This window comes from Pseudoclavibacter chungangensis (assembly GCF_013410545.1).
GTDB lineage: Bacteria > Actinomycetota > Actinomycetes > Actinomycetales > Microbacteriaceae > Pseudoclavibacter > Pseudoclavibacter chungangensis.
This window is the reverse complement of sequence record NZ_JACCFV010000001.1, coordinates 3,078,565-3,093,026: the sequence shown is the minus strand read 5'-3', so window position 1 is coordinate 3,093,026 and position 14,462 is coordinate 3,078,565. Positions and strand designations below refer to the sequence as shown.

Here is a 14,462-nt window from a genome sequence, read left to right as displayed (position 1 = left end):
TCCGTTCCGTCGTCGGGCCCGTCGGACGACGGGGCGGCGGGTCGTGCACGTCGTCCAGGGCACGCTAGCCGCACGCGGTGGACGCGCGCTGCGACGCGCCGCCCGACCGCACCGACAGGGACGTGACGGTCAGTCGATCGCGAGTTCGCGGACCGTGCCGGAGCCCGCCTCGATGACGACGACGGCACCGTTCTCGAGCAGGAGGCCGGGGCCGTCGTCGGTGTCGAAGGCCGCGAGGATTCGTCCCGGGAGCGTGATGCGCGTGACGGTGCCGTCGCCCGTCCGGGCGATGTCGACGGTCGGGGGTGTCGTGTCGGTCGTCGGACTGAGCTCGATGCCGTGGGCTGCGCCGACGACGACGGCGTGCCCGCCCGGGCAGACCGGCGACCCGTCCGTCCCGGACAGGTCGTCGGCGGGCGCCGCGCCGACGACGGGCGCCGCAGGCGGTGTGGGGACCGTGAGGGGCGCATCGCAGCCTGCCGATGCGACGAGCCGTCCCCGCGCGTCGGTCGCGGGGCCGGCGCCGGGAACCGGGGTGCCGTCGAGCGGATGCGCGAGGGTCGCCCGCCAGGCCGCGGCGGTCGCGGTGTCCGTGGCCTCGGCGGCGCGTCCCCCGAGCGGCACCTGCCACACCTCGCCGTCGTCGGCGAGCACGAGCAGGCGGCCGGTGGCCACGTCGTGTGCCGAGCCGGTCACGTCGAGCGCGGGGGCGGCGGTGGAACCGGGTGGTGGCTCGAGCGGGCGGACGACGCCTGTGTCCGCGTCGACGAGGACGGGACCGTCGCCCGAGGCGGCGTACACGAGGCCGCCCGACGCGACGAGCACGGTCAGCGGGAGGTCACGCCCGTTCGGGTCCGCCGTCCACACGCGGGATCCGGACTCAAGGTCGGTCGCGACGAGGCGCGCCTCCGTCCGTCGGTCGCTGCTCGGGCCGCTGAGCGAGACCTGTGCCGTGATGAGGAGTTCGCCGACCGACGTCTCGGCGGTCGCGCTCGACGCCGAGTAGGTCACGACGGGGTCCAGGCGTGTGACGATCGCGATCGCGATCGCGAGGAGGCCCGTCATGGCGGCCGCGAACACGAGGAGGGACAGCGCCCGCTCGGCGGGCGGGATCCGGCGACGGGCGACCGGCGCCGGGCGGGGGCGACCCGGTGCGGGGTTCCCACGCGCGAGCGAGGGTGGGACTCGATCGGCCCGAACGCTCATGCGGACTGCTCCTTCGGGGGAAGGTTCGACCGTCTGCTCGACCGGCGCACCGGGACGGTCAGCTCCGTCGCGCGCCTGCACCCCCAACGCTACGCGGCCCGACACCCCGCGCGAACCGCCGCGCGTCGGACATCCGGTATTCGATCCGTCCTCCCAGGGGAGGACACCGCCCCGGGCGTCGCGTGTGGCGCAGCCACGAAAACGACGCTCTGTGTATGCATTCCAGGGCATTTCCTGGTGATCTTCCACTGCTCGGGCATTTATGTATACACTCGCGATGAGTCGTGAGGAGGGGCGGTATGCGAGCGAGTGATCGGGTCTACGCGCTCCTGCGCGACGAGATCCTCGACGGCGACCTCGCGCCGGGCACCGTGCTCGCGGAGGTCGCCGAGGCCACCCGCCTCGGTGTCTCGCGCACGCCGGTCCGCGAAGCGCTCTCGCGACTCGTCGCCGACGGACTCGTGCACGCGCAGTCGCCGCGCGTGCTCGTCGTCACCGAGGTGAGCGCCGAGCGCATCGAGTGGCTCTACGAACTCCGCCAGGCGCTCGAGGCGCGCGCCGCCGCCTCGGCGGCGCGCAGGAGGGACCCCGCCCCGTTCGTGGCGCTCCGCGAGCGGCTCGTGGCGGCCCCCGCACTCCTCGAGCTCGGCGGGGACGGCGTCGAACGGTACTTCGCGCTCATCGACGACCTCGACGCGGCGATCGACACGGCCGTCGCGAACCCCTACCTGCAGACGGCCCTGCGCAGTGCCCGCCTCCACTCGGCGCGCGTCCGCCGCCTCGCCGAGCACGATCACGCGCGCCTCCGCGCGGCGGCCGACGAGCACCGGCTCATCGTCGACGCGATCATCGCGGGCGACGCCGAGCTCGCCGCCGACGCCACCCGCGTCCACCTCCACCGCTCCCTCCGGCGTGCACTCGCGACCACGCCGCGCGTCGACGAACGCACGAGCGCCTGACCACGACCACGACCCACGACCCCGTCGAAAGGACGACCATGCAGCTGCACGACGTTCGCGTCCACCCCTCCGCCGACCAGCTCGCCCGCGAGGACCAACTCGCCTGGAAACTCGCCGAGGTCGCGACCGATCCCGTCGAGGTCGACGCCGACGTCGTCGACATGGTCGTCAACCGCGTGATCGACAACGCCGCGGTCGCGGCCGCCTCGCTGGGCCGCGCACCCATCGTCTCGGCCCGCGGCCAGGCGACCTCGCACCCCGCCTCGCGCCACGGCGACGGCTCGACCGTGTTCGGCCTCGCACCCGAGGAGCGCACCTCGCCCGAGTGGGCCGCATGGGCGAACGGTGTCGCCGTCCGGGAGCTCGACTTCCACGACACCTTCCTCGCGGCCGAGTACTCGCACCCCGGCGACAACATCCCCGCGATCGTCGCGGTCGCGCAGCACCTCGGCGAGCGTCGCGGGCTCACGGGCGGCGACGTCGTGCGCGGCATCGCGACGGGCTACGAGATCCAGGTCGACCTCGTGAAGGCCATCTCACTGCACAAGCACAAGATCGACCACGTCGCCCACATCGGGCCCTCCGCATCGGCCGGCATCGGCACGCTCCTCGGCCTCGACACGGAGACGATCTTCCAGGCCATCGGGCAGGGCCTCCACACGACGACCGCCACGCGCCAGTCGCGCAAGGGCGAGATCTCGACATGGAAGGCCCACGCGCCCGCCTTCGCGGGCAAGATGGCCGTCGAGGCGGTCGACCGCGCGATGCGCGGACAGACGAGCCCCACCCCCATCTACGAGGGCGAGGACGGCGTCGTCGCGTGGCTGCTCGACGGGCCCGACGCGCACTACGAGGTGCCGCTACCGATGCGCGGCGAGGCGAAGCGCGCGATCCTCGACACGTACACGAAGGAGCACTCGGCCGAGTACCAGGCGCAGGCGTGGATCGACCTCGCCCGCAAGCTGCACCGCGAGCACCCCGAGCTCGTCGCCGATCCGTCCCGCATCGCGTCGATCGTCATCCGCACCTCGCACCACACCCACTACGTCATCGGCTCGGGCGCGAACGACCCGCAGAAGTACGACCCGACCGCCTCGCGCGAGACGCTCGACCACTCGATCCCCTACATCTTCGCCGTCGCGTTCCAGGACGGCGCGTGGCACCACGTCGACTCGTACTCGCCCGAGCGTGCGGGGCGGCCCGACACGGTCGAGCTGTGGCGCAAGGTCACGACCGTCGAGGAACCCGAGTGGACGCGTCGCTACCACTCGCTCGACATCGCCGAGAAGGCGTTCGGCGGCGAGGTCGTCATCCGCCTCGTCGACGGCACCGAGATCCGCGACGACATCGCGGTCGCCGACGCCCACCCGCTCGGTGCCCGGCCGTTCGCCCGCGAGCAGTACATCGAGAAGTTCCGCACCCTCGCCGCCGACGTGCTCGACACGGCCGAGATCGAACGCTTCCTCGACGTCGCGCAGCGCCTGCCCGAGCTCACGAGCGCCGAGCTCGGCGGGCTCACGATCGTCGCCGCGCCCGGCATCCTCGTCCCCTCGCCCGACACGGGCCTGTTCTGAGACCGGAACGGAGACCGACCGTGCTGTACGCCCGGACCACTCCCGCCGAGAAGCGCGCCGCGTTCCGCGAGCGGCTCGACTCGGGCGAGCTGTTGCGCCTGCCCGGCGCCTTCAATCCGCTGAGCGCGAGACTCATCGAGCGCAAGGGGTTCGACGGTGTCTACATCTCGGGTGCCGTGCTCGCGGCCGACCTCGGGCTGCCCGATATCGGGCTCACGACGCTCAGCGAGGTCGCCGGCCGCGGCCGACAGATCGCGCGCGTGACCGAGTTGCCCGCGATCATCGACGCCGACACGGGCTTCGGTGAGCCGATGAACGTCGCCCGCACCGTGCAGGAGATCGAGGACGCGGGGCTCGCGGGGCTCCACATCGAGGACCAGGTGAACCCGAAGCGGTGCGGACACCTCGACGGCAAGCAGGTCGTCGACGCCGAGACGGCGACCAAGCGCATCCGCGCCGCCGTCGACGCACGCCGTGACCCGAACCTGCTCGTCATGGCGCGCACCGACATCCGCGCCGCCGAGGGGCTCGACGCCGCGACGGACCGCGCGAAGGCACTCGTCGACGCGGGCGCCGACGCGATCTTCCCGGAGGCGATGCGCACCCTCGACGAGTTCGCCGCGATGCGTGCGGCCGTCGACGTCCCCCTGCTCGCGAACATGACCGAGTTCGGCAAGTCCGAACTGTTCTCGGTGCAGCAGCTCGCCGACGTCGGCATGAACATCGTCATCTGGCCCGTCTCGATGCTGCGCATCTCGATGGGCGCGACGGGGCGCGCGCTCGACGAGCTGAACGAGGTCGGCCACCTCACCGGCAAGCTCGACGAGATGCAGCATCGTGCCGATCTGTACGACCTTCTCGACTACGAGGCGTACAACCGCTTCGACACCTCCGTTTTCAACTTCCGCGTCGAACGCTGACGACCGGACTCGCAGGGACAGCGCAAAGGAGCCTCCATGACCGAGACCATCGAGATCTACAAGGGCCTCGCCGGCGTGCCGGTGGACTACACCGCCGTGTCGAAGGTGAATCCCGAGACCAATTCGCTGCTGTACCGCGGCTACCCCGTGCAGGAGCTCGCCGCGAACTGCAGCTTCGAGCAGGTGGCGCTGCTCCTGTGGAACGGGGAACTGCCGAGCAAGGAGGAACTCGCCGAGTTCGAGGCGTTCGAGCGGGCGAACCGCGCGCTCGCGCCCGAGGTGCGGACGGTCATCGACGCGCTGCCGACGACGAGCCACCCGATGGATGTCGTGCGGACGGCCGTGTCGGTCATCGGCGCGAGCGACCCCGAGACGGCGGACGACTCGCCGGAGGCGAACCTGCGCAAGGCGAAGCGGCTGTTCGCGGGCCTGCCCGCGATCGTCGCGTACGACCAGCGGCGCAGGCACGGGCTCGAGCCGGTCGAGGCCCGCGACGATCTCGACTACTCGCAGAACTTCCTGTGGCTCGCGTTCGGCGAGGAGCAGGCGCCCGAGGTCGTCGATGCGTTCCGCGTCTCGATGGTGCTGTACGCCGAGCACTCGTTCAACGCGTCGACGTTCACGGCGCGCGTCATCACCTCGACGCTCGCCGATCTGTACTCGGCCGTGACGGGCGCGATCGGTGCGCTCAAGGGACCGCTGCACGGCGGCGCGAACGAGGCGGTCATGCACACGTTCGAGGAGATCGGCGAGGCTGGGCAGGTCGAGGCGTGGCTCGACGAGGCACTCGCGTCGAAGAAGAAGGTCATGGGCTTCGGGCACCGCGTCTACAAGAACGGCGATTCGCGCGTGCCGACGATGCGCGCCGCGATGGAGCGCATGATCGACCACTACGGGCGGCAGGACGTGCTCGACCTGTACGTCGCGCTCGAGGAGGCGTTCGGCGGCCGGAAGGGCATCAAGCCGAACCTCGACTACCCGGCGGGGCCGACGTACCACCTGATGGGCTTCGACACCCCGACGTTCACGCCGATCTTCGTCGCGAGCCGCATCACGGGCTGGACGGCGCACATCCTGGAACAGAACGCGTCGAACGCGCTCATCCGCCCGCTCTCGGTCTACAACGGCCCCGACGAGCGGCACGTGCCGGGCGCCTGAGCGGGCGGGCACGTGCCCGGCGCGTGAGCGGGCGCGAGAGCGCTCGCGAGCCGACGCGAATCCAGCCGGGTTGTTGCTACCGGGCCCCGGGCCCGGTAGCAACAACCCGGCTGGATTCGTCGGTGCGGTGCGGCGGTCAGCGCATCACGACGATCAGGTACGACAGGGCGCCGACCGAGAGGGCGACCAGTCCCGCGATCGTGAGCCACGTCAGGACCTTCGCGCGGCGCAGGACGCCGAGCAGGCCCACGGGACGGTCGTCGTCGCCGTCGTCGAACTCGGGGTAGTGGTCGAGCTCCGGCGGGACGGTCGGCATGCGCTCAAGCGTACCGACCCGCGCGACGGCGCTCTCCGGCGAGGACGCGGAGTGCCACGCTCGAGACGCAGAGCACCGCGAATTCCACGCCGATCACGACCCACATCCATTCCGCGTGCGTGGCACCGACCGTCCCGGTGGACGTCGCACCGCCGTGCACGTGGCCACCCGACGGCGCGAGGAGCCAGGCGCCGTGGATGCCGAGCATCACGACGGTCATGCACATGAGATGCCCCGCGGCGTGCGCGGCGCGATCGCGGGCGCGCGGTTCGTGACGACCGAACGGTGCGTGTGCGAGGCAGGTCAGGCAGGCGAGCGCCATCAGACCCATCGAGACGGCCATGACGGCGTCGTCGCTGTGCGCCGCCGCGAGGGCGTGGGTCGCGACGCCGAGCAACGTGGCGGCGGCGACGAGTGCGAACACCGCCGTGACCCGTCGATCGGTGCGTCGCGTCGTCGTGGCTTCCGGTGCCGCAGTTGCCTCCGGGGGCGCGTCGAGCATCGTCGCGGTCACGCGGTCTCCTCGTCGTCGGGGCTCGGCATCGTGGAACGGTCGGCGCATCGGTGCGCGGTCACGGGTCCTCGGATCGTCACGGATCCGTTCGGATGTCCCGCTCGCTCGTCGATCGGGCGGGTCGTCACTGCAACAGTTCTAACACCGCCGCGCGCCTGCGCGCCACGTCGGCCACCGTGCGCGCGCAACGCGCCCCGGGGCTCGTGCCCGCGTCGCGCTCCCCGATCAGTGCAGCGCGGCTCGTTCCGACACGCCGCGGCTCCGACGGTCGGTACACGCGAAGCCTTCAGTTCGCCGTTCGCCGTTCGCCGTTCGCCATTCGCTGCGCGACCTCGCGGTGTCGTCCGTCAACGCTCGCCCGCTCCCGATCGTCCGTCCGGCGTGTCCTCGGGTGGCGGCACCTCCGCGGCGGCGGGCGCCGGTTCCGTCGGTGTCGACCGTTCGTCGGCGGTCGTCGGACCGTGCGCTGCGGACGTGGCTCGGAGTCGGTCGGTCCCGGTGCCGCTGCCGGTTCATCGGTGGACGCGGGGCCCTGGACGATCGCGGGGCGGTCGGTGGTGGTCGATCCTGCGGCGTTTGCCGGCTCGTCCGGGGTGACCGCGCCCGTGAACGTTCCGGTGGCGGCGGTCCGCCGTCGTCCGTCGCCCACGCGGGCCGTGAGCCACAGTCGGTGGGCGGTGATGAGGATCGTGATCCAGGCGGCGCCGAGCACCCACGCCATGAGGACGTCGCTCACCCAGTGGTGGCCGAGGTAGAGGCGACTCGTCCCCATCGCGAGGACGTACGTCACGACCCCGACGACCACGAGCACCCGACCGGTTCGCGAACGGATGCCGATCACCAGGAGATAGCCGATGATGCCTGCCAGGACGAGCGAGTTGAGGCTGTGGCCGCTCGGGAAGCTGAACGAGGTCTCGTATGGCGGGACCGACTCGGCGATCGGCGGCCGTTCGCGTCCAACGGCGCTCTTGCCCACGATCGTCATGAGCAGCGAGCCCACCGCGGCGAGCACTGTGAGCACGAGCGGCGTCCAGGATCGTCGAACGACGGCCAGCACGATCGCCGTGATGCCGACGATGATCGGCATCCACAGCGGCCCGCCCGAGATGCTGAACGCCGAGATGACCTCCGTGAACCCTGGCACGCGATGTGCGACCATCCAGTTCTGCACCGGCAGGTCGACGGCGAGGCTCGAGGCGTCCTCGACCACGTGGTCCCAGATCTCGTCGGCGAAGCCCGCGAGGACGAAGAGCAGCACCGTGGCGATCGCGAGTGCGGCGATCGCGCGGCGACGGCGGCTGTCGGGCGCACCGACGACGGCACGGAACCGTCGGATGCCCCGTTCGGTCGTGTGATTCGTCATGCGCAGTCCTCCCCGAGCCCGCCCGGCGACCGCGGGTGGATCGCCTCGGGACGATACCGCCCGGCGGACGAGAAAGCGTCCGGCTCGTCGCCGGACGAGTCGCGAGGCGGCTCGGATCGTTCCGAGCCGCCCCGCTGATGCGCTCCGGGGGGTAGCGGGGCGACATTGCCTGGGCCCCGCAATCCACAAGGGGGACTACGGGGCCGACAGGACTCGCGCACCGGGTCATCGGTCGACTGCCGCCGTTCACGAACGGTCCTGGCCGTCCGCGCCCGTGTCTCCACGACAATGTCGATCTGCATCCGTGTGACTCGATGCGTTGGAAAGACTATGAAGGAAGTGGGCTGAGCGGGAGCCCCTAAAACACGTGGCGCCTGATTCCACGCCTCGGAACGGCGGTGTCCGGCCCGTGTTCCGCCGACGACGGTGCGCGAACGGCGTCCACGCGGGCGCGGTCGCCGGCGGCCGCGGGGGATCGCGGCGCTGGGGGATCGTGTCGCTGGGGGCAGAGGAATCATACGGTGTCCGGCCGCGACGAGAGGGCCGGGGCCGTCGAGGTTCGGCGTGGGCGCAGTGGCGAGCACCGGTTCGTGCTCGCCGATGCGGTGGGCCCCGAGGCGACGAGACGGCCACCCGGTGGGCCGGCGGACGCGGGCGTCATTCGGCCGAGTGGCGGATACTGGGGCGACGCCGCCGACGCTCGCTGCCGGCGACGGGGAGAGTGGAGGCGGACGTGTCGAGGATCACGAAGACCGCGCGTGTGCTCACGCTGCGCGAGGACGGCTCGAGCCGCCGCCGCGACGACGTCCTCGCGGCCGAGGAGCCGCTCGAGATCCGTGTCGTCGATCGGCCGTTCTCGGTGACGATGCGCACGCCGGGCGACGATTTCGACCTCGTCGCGGGCTTCCTCGTGTCGGAGGGCATCGTGTCCCGGGCCGAGCACCTGCCGAGCATGATCGTGTGCGCGGGCGAACGCCCCGGTGACTCGACCTACAACGTGATCGACGCGCACCTCGCCCCCGGTGTGCCCCTGCCCGACCTCTCGCTCGAACGTCACGTGTACACGACGAGCTCGTGCGGCATCTGCGGGACGGCATCGATCGAGGCGGTCACGAAGTCGTCGCACTTCCCGTCCTCGGACGATCCGTCGTCACCGTCCATCGAACTCGCGACGCTGCTCGCACTGCCGGACCGGCTGCGGGCCGAACAGGCCGCGTTCGAGCGGACGGGTGGTGTGCACGCGGCGGGCCTGTTCTCGCTCGACGGCGAGCTGCTGTGCCTGCGCGAGGACGTCGGGCGCCACAACGCGGTCGACAAGGTCGTCGGCTGGGCGCTGCGCGAGGACCGCCTTCCGCTGCGCGATACCGTTCTGCAGGTCTCCGGGCGCGCCTCGTTCGAGCTCGTGCAGAAGTGCCACATGGCGGGCATCCCCATCATGTCGGCCGTGAGCGCCCCGTCGTCGCTCGCCGTCGACCTGGCGCGCGAGGTGGGGCTCACGCTCGCCGGCTTCTCGCGCGGCCGCAGCGTCAACGTCTATGCGGGAGCGCTCCGCGTGCGGGTCCCGCAGCGGGAACACGCGGAGGCCGGCGTGAACTGACGCGCGTTCGCGCCCCTCGCGTCGGAGGCCCGAGCCGATCGGTGCGTCGTGGTGCGGAAGGTCACGGGGTCGGTTCGGTGAGCTCGAGTTCGAGCTGGCGTGCGAGGCGTCGACCCGCGCGCCGCGCCGCGGCCGCTGCGCTGCGCCGACGCATGCCCCGCTCGGGGACGACCTCGCCGAGGAGGAGCGCCGGGCCGTCGCGTCGTGCGTCCACGCGCCCGACGAAGCGGTCGCCCGCGAGCACGCCGAGCACGTAGTGCCCGTGGACGCGGTCGGCGACGGGCTTGTAGGCCTCGAAGGTGTAGTCGAAGCCGAACACCCGCTGGGCTCGTGCGCGATCGCGCAGGAGCTGGTCGAACGGGCCGACGAGCCGCGGGCCGTCGAGCGGCGCGACCTCGTGTGGTGACGTCGAGAGGACGGCCGCGTCCCGGTCGACGTAGGCCGTCTCGCGCCACCCCTCGACGCTCGCTCTCACGGCACCGGCCGACTCGAGCCCCGCCTCGGCCTGTGCCCGCGTGAGGCGGAAGACGCGCGTCAGATCGCCCACCGTCACGACACCGAGCGAGCGCAGCGCCCGATGGGCGAGGCCCGCGAGCACCTCGGCATCGTCGAGCCGCACGCGCGCTGCCGCCGCGGGCAGGCGCCGCTCCGGCAGATCGAACACGCGCGCGACGCCGCGACGCGTCGTCACGACGAGTTCGCCCTGTCGCAACAGGTGCTCGGTCGCGATCTTGACGGGCGACCACTCCCAGCCCGTCGTCCGCTGCGATGCCGTGCCCGTCTCGATGTCGCCGATCGTCGCACCGTCGGGCAACGACGACACGATCGCGAGAATGCGGTCGCGCAGTTCGGGCTCGACCGTGCCCGCCGCACGCTCCCGCTCGAGCCGGTGCAGCGGCCAGTCCCCGACGGGCACGAGGCACGCGATGCGCGACACCGTCTCGAACGCGACCGCCACGTCGTCGCGCCACAGCTGCGCATCGATCCGTTTCGCGCGGGCGCGCGGCCCGAGCCGCGTGAGGGCCGTGAGTCGATGGGCCTTCTCGACCCGCGCGAGCGGATCGAGCTGCAGGATGCCCGTGTGCGTGAGCACCTCGGCCGCATCACCGAAGCTCGGCGCGAACTGCGCACCGATCACGAGCGCACGCACCTCCGCCGCACTCAGCCGTTCGTCGCTCACCGTCGACCCCTCCCATCGATACGCACGAACCGCCGGCCCGTCGCGATCGCAGCCTAGAACCACGTACCGACAACGGTCGTGACGCCCCGGCCGCCGTGCGCCGCGACGCGCACGCCGCGCGCGAACTCCGCGATCGACGGATCGGGGTGGTCTCGCAGGCGGCGGACGAGCTCGACGTCCTCGGGGGCGGACACCGTGAACTCGGCGGCGAGCAGTGCGAGCGCGAATACGCAGGCGACCGGCGTCGGGCCGTGCGACTCGACGATCCTGCGCGCGATGCGTCCCGCGCCCGGAATCGGCCCCGGGGACCAGGGGTGGCGCCCGCCGGGCGACAAGCGGTTCGCGACCGCGGCCGCCACGAGCGGGAGCGGGGTGAGATCGCGGACCAGCCCGTCGAGGCCCGCCGCGTCGTCGGGGGCGAGCTGCACGACGGCGAGCCGGAGCGTCGCCGCGGTGTGTGGTTGTACCGTCGCGACGAGGTCGGCGAGTCGACCCGTGAGCGCGAGCGACGCCGACGCGACGCCGCCCCCGACGAGCGCGTCCACGACGTCGCGGAGCCGGTCGGCAGCCGGTCGATCGACCCCGTCCTCGGCACGGGCGCCGTCGACGAGCACCGTCGTGAGGTCGAGGAGGACCGACTGAACGTGGGGCACCGCGGCGGCCGCCGCGAGCGCGTGGGCGGCGCTGCGCCAGCGTTCCCCCGTGTCGTCGAGGCGGACGACGAGGGCGGCCGCGGCGCGCGCGGCGGCGGGTGCCACGGCGACCCAGGGGGCGAGACGCGCCCCCACCTCGTCACGGACCAGGTCGTCGCCCCGCTCGACGAGACCGTCGATGATCTCGGCGAGCAGCGTCCGGTGGGCCGGGGCGACCCCGTCGGGTCGGATCGTGGCGATCCCGCGCGCCGCGTCCACGCGCGCGACGGGGTCACCCGCCCCGACCACGGTGTCGGCGAGCGCGCGGAGGGCGCCCACGGCGGCCGCCGTGTCGAGCGCCCCCGACAGCGCACGTGCCGCCTCGATCCGCACATCGGGGTGCGTCTCGGACGACCGAGCCGCGTGCGCGAGCAGCACCGACCAGCCGGGCGGTTTCGTCGCCGCGAGCAGGCGGACCGCCGCACGGCGCACGCGGACGGGGCCGGTCCATGCGGGCGACGCCACATCGAATGCGGCACCCGCGACGGCGCGGGGCACCGCGCGAGCACAACGGTCGAGCACGGCGGCGGGGGAGGGCGCGTCGGCGACGCACGCGTCGAGCAGTTCGGGCAGCGCGGTCACCGGATCGTCGGCCCGCGACCGCGCGAGCGCGAGACGAGCACGAACCGCGGGGGCCGTGCGCTCGAGGCAGAGCCCGGCGAGCGCGGGCCCGCCGACCGCGGGGAGGGCGGCCAGTGCGAGTGCCGCCGCGCGCGGGTCCGCGTTCGCGTCCGGCAGCTCGCGGATCGTCGCGATCAGGTGATCGGCGAACACCCGGCACTGCCGGGGCAACCACCGTTCGGGCCGGGCCGGTCGGACGACCGGCGCGGATCGGTCGGTCCGCACGAAGCGCCCGGGGCGGCCCAGGTGCGCGAGCGACTCGTCGAGGCCCCATTGCGTGCGACCGACGAGCGCCGCGACGGCGGGCAGGACGAACGACGACGGGTCGGCGGCGAGGAGGCGCCGCAACCGCTCGCGCCGCGTCGCGGGATCGGCGAGCCAGAGCGGGATCGCGCGCCGTGCCGGGCCGGCGTCGCCGTCGAGGGCGATCGACGCGAGCGCCGCCTGCAGGGTGTCGAGCGCGCTCGCACGCGGGCCGAGTGCACGCGCGTAGTCGATCGTGAGTTCGGGCGTGCCATCGCGCGTTCCCGCCGAGGCCGCGGGCTCGAGTGCGGTCCACACGGCCCGGTCCGCGGCGGCCGGGGCCCAGGCGGCGGCCTCGTGGACCGAGGGGGCGCCGAGGAGTTCGACGACCCGGCCGAGTGCCGCGGTCGCTGCGGTCGCCGCCGCGTGACGATCACCGGTCTCGACGGTCGAGCGCGCGTCACGCTCGGCGGCGGGCCCGGGACGCCCGTCCCATGCGGTCGTGTCCGCCGCGACGCGAGCGAGGATCCGGACGAGATCGCAGCGGACCCCCGCACCCGTGTCGAGCGCGGCGGCCGCGTGCTCCGCGATCGACACGAGGGTGCCGATCCGCGCCGGAGTCCACATCGACGCGGGCACCGCCACGAGGGCGTCGAGCAACCGGGCGCGAACGAGGTCGCGCTCGCGCGCCGTGCGGCCGGTCCCGTCGAGGACCTCGTCGAGCGGCGTCACGACGCCTCCCGGGTGCGCGGCGACGGTCGTCGCCTCCGCGTGCGCGGCCGTCTCGAGCACGGCGGCCGTCGCGAGCCCCCACCACGCCTGTGCACGCTCGTCGGCGTCACTGCTGCGCGTCCGCGGGTCGAGCGTCGCACGAGCCTCCGACCAGGGCAGCCGCGCCGTGATCTGGACCGGCACGCCACCGGCGAACGCCCCGAACGCCGATCGCTGCCGGTGGGCACGCTCGTGCCGGGCCCGCGGCGGGAGCGCATCGAGCACGTCGCCGACCCACTCGGGGGTCAGGAGGGCGCCCGACTCGAGGACCGCGTCGAGGGTCGATGCCCGCCGGCCCGACGCCATGGTGTGCAGCCACGCGCCGAGCAGGTGCGGCGCACCGAACGCGATGCCGACGGCGATGCGTGCCCGTCGCCCGTCGTCGAGCGGCCCGCGGGCACGCCGGAGGGGGCCGGGCACGTGCCGCCTGCCGTGCCACGCCGCCGGGCGCTCGAGCAGTCGGGTCGTCCGTTCGGGATCCGCGTGGGCGAGGACGCCGAGCGACGCGTCCAGCTCCCACGGCAGGCGCCCGTCGGCACGACGTTCGACGAGGTCGAGCACGGCGAGCGGCGCCGAGAGCGCGAGCGCGCCGAGCGCGTCGACGAACGGCGCCCAGCCCCGCATGCCCGAGGCCAGATCGGCATCGATTTGTCGCGCGACGAAACCGGGGTGCGCCGCCGCGAAGCGACCGAGGAGTTCGGGTGTCACGACGATCTCGTCGACCGTCGCGGCGACCGTGTCGGGAGCGCACGCAGGCAACAGCACGATGCCGGACTGCGCGCCGAGCGTGGCCCGCACCGCCGCGAAGACGCGCTCCGCGCGAGCACGGGCGCCGTCGTCCCGCGCCCGCGCCACGCGGCGGAGGATGCGGGCACGCTCGAGCACGCCCGCGGCGAGCACCCGCGGCGAGGGATCGTCGTCGAGGGGGAGCGCCTCGAACGCCGCGCGACGGACGCGCTCGTTGCCGTCGTCGGCGAGTCGTCGCAGGCGCGCCCCGTCGCCGCTCGCACGGGCCGCCTCCACGACGAGCCGTCGGTGCGCCGGTGACGCGCGTTCGAGGTCGTCGAGCAGCGCCGCGAGTTCCGTACGGCTCGCGAGATCGCGCCCCAGGAGGGCGACGCGCCGCATCCGCGCCGCATGGGGGATCGCATCGAGCTCCGCTCGGAGATCGTCGGGCAGCAGCGGCGAGGCGTCGGCGAGCATGCCGACAGTATGTCGCGAGGGCGCCGTCCGGAGCCCGCGAATCGAGGCCCGGGTCGTGCGGTGGGCGCTCGCGGCCGGGCGACGCGGCGGGCGGCCGTACGGTTCCGTGCGGTCGAGGCCGCCGTTCCGGAACACTGCCGGATGC

11 protein-coding genes are annotated in these 14,462 nt (G+C 73.3%); 5 read left to right on the top strand and 6 right to left on the bottom strand.

What is annotated here, in order from left to right; translation table 11 throughout:
- Window positions 1-129: 129 nt before the first annotated feature.
- Window positions 130-1,206: a hypothetical protein gene (locus tag HNR16_RS13695; protein WP_158041017.1), complete on the bottom strand. Its 1,077-nt coding sequence runs from the start codon at window positions 1,204-1,206 to the stop codon at window positions 130-132.
- 299 nt (window positions 1,207-1,505) lie between these two features.
- Between HNR16_RS13695 and HNR16_RS13690 the strand changes: the two genes are divergently transcribed.
- From HNR16_RS13690 to HNR16_RS13675, 4 genes are read left to right on the top strand one after another with little or no spacing between them, the layout of a single operon-like run.
- Window positions 1,506-2,165, top strand: a complete 660-nt coding sequence (locus HNR16_RS13690; protein ID WP_158041018.1) for a GntR family transcriptional regulator — start codon at window positions 1,506-1,508, stop codon at window positions 2,163-2,165.
- A 38-nt stretch (window positions 2,166-2,203) separates the two neighbouring features.
- Complete coding sequence (locus HNR16_RS13685; protein ID WP_158041019.1) at window positions 2,204-3,739, top strand: MmgE/PrpD family protein; 1,536 nt, start codon at window positions 2,204-2,206, stop codon at window positions 3,737-3,739.
- Between the two features lie 20 nt (window positions 3,740-3,759).
- Window positions 3,760-4,659 carry a methylisocitrate lyase gene (gene prpB / locus HNR16_RS13680; protein WP_158041020.1) on the top strand — a complete coding sequence of 300 codons (900 nt, stop codon included), beginning with the start codon at window positions 3,760-3,762 and terminating at the stop codon, window positions 4,657-4,659.
- Between the two features lie 36 nt (window positions 4,660-4,695).
- Window positions 4,696-5,817 (top strand): bifunctional 2-methylcitrate synthase/citrate synthase, encoded by a 1,122-nt coding sequence (locus HNR16_RS13675; protein ID WP_158041021.1) that lies wholly within the window; start codon window positions 4,696-4,698, stop codon window positions 5,815-5,817.
- Between the two features lie 136 nt (window positions 5,818-5,953).
- On the opposite strand, the gene HNR16_RS13670 is transcribed toward HNR16_RS13675, so the two are convergent.
- The 3 genes from HNR16_RS13670 to HNR16_RS13660 all read right to left on the bottom strand — a co-directional run bounded on the left by HNR16_RS13670 (window position 5,954) and on the right by HNR16_RS13660 (window position 8,010).
- On the bottom strand, window positions 5,954-6,133 hold the full coding sequence (locus HNR16_RS13670; protein ID WP_158041022.1) for a hypothetical protein: 180 nt from the start codon (window positions 6,131-6,133) through the stop codon (window positions 5,954-5,956).
- Between the two features lie 4 nt (window positions 6,134-6,137).
- Window positions 6,138-6,647 (bottom strand): hypothetical protein, encoded by a 510-nt coding sequence (locus HNR16_RS13665; protein ID WP_158041023.1) that lies wholly within the window; start codon window positions 6,645-6,647, stop codon window positions 6,138-6,140.
- 286 nt (window positions 6,648-6,933) lie between these two features.
- Window positions 6,934-8,010, bottom strand: coding sequence for a phosphatase PAP2 family protein (locus HNR16_RS13660; RefSeq protein WP_158041024.1), 1,077 nt, complete (start codon window positions 8,008-8,010; stop codon window positions 6,934-6,936).
- A gap of 733 nt (window positions 8,011-8,743) precedes the next feature.
- Between HNR16_RS13660 and fdhD the strand changes: the two genes are divergently transcribed.
- The gene (fdhD, locus tag HNR16_RS13655; protein ID WP_158041025.1) at window positions 8,744-9,607 is read left to right on the top strand and encodes a formate dehydrogenase accessory sulfurtransferase FdhD; all 864 of its coding nucleotides are present in this window, start codon (window positions 8,744-8,746) and stop codon (window positions 9,605-9,607) included.
- Window positions 9,608-9,668: 61 nt separating this feature from the next.
- Here fdhD and HNR16_RS13650 read toward each other — a convergent pair whose 3' ends face one another.
- A complete protein-coding gene (locus HNR16_RS13650; protein WP_179558258.1) occupies window positions 9,669-10,787 on the bottom strand; it encodes a DNA glycosylase AlkZ-like family protein in 1,119 nt (372 codons plus the stop codon).
- A 53-nt stretch (window positions 10,788-10,840) separates the two neighbouring features.
- On the bottom strand, window positions 10,841-14,317 hold the full coding sequence (locus HNR16_RS13645) for a hypothetical protein (protein WP_179558257.1): 3,477 nt from the start codon (window positions 14,315-14,317) through the stop codon (window positions 10,841-10,843).
- Window positions 14,318-14,462 lie beyond the last annotated feature (145 nt).

Excerpts from the sequence above, each read along its gene's own strand:
- HNR16_RS13695 (WP_158041017.1), bottom strand. The coding sequence starts at position 1,206 with ATGAGCGTTCGGGCCGATCGAGTCCCACCCTCGCTCGCGCGTGGGAAC.
- HNR16_RS13690 (WP_158041018.1), top strand. The coding sequence starts at position 1,506 with ATGCGAGCGAGTGATCGGGTCTACGCGCTCCTGCGCGACGAGATCCTC.
- HNR16_RS13685 (WP_158041019.1), top strand. The coding sequence starts at position 2,204 with ATGCAGCTGCACGACGTTCGCGTCCACCCCTCCGCCGACCAGCTCGCC.
- HNR16_RS13675 (WP_158041021.1), top strand. The coding sequence starts at position 4,696 with ATGACCGAGACCATCGAGATCTACAAGGGCCTCGCCGGCGTGCCGGTG.
- HNR16_RS13670 (WP_158041022.1), bottom strand. The coding sequence starts at position 6,133 with ATGCCGACCGTCCCGCCGGAGCTCGACCACTACCCCGAGTTCGACGAC.
- HNR16_RS13660 (WP_158041024.1), bottom strand. The coding sequence starts at position 8,010 with ATGACGAATCACACGACCGAACGGGGCATCCGACGGTTCCGTGCCGTC.
- HNR16_RS13645 (WP_179558257.1), bottom strand. The coding sequence starts at position 14,317 with ATGCTCGCCGACGCCTCGCCGCTGCTGCCCGACGATCTCCGAGCGGAG.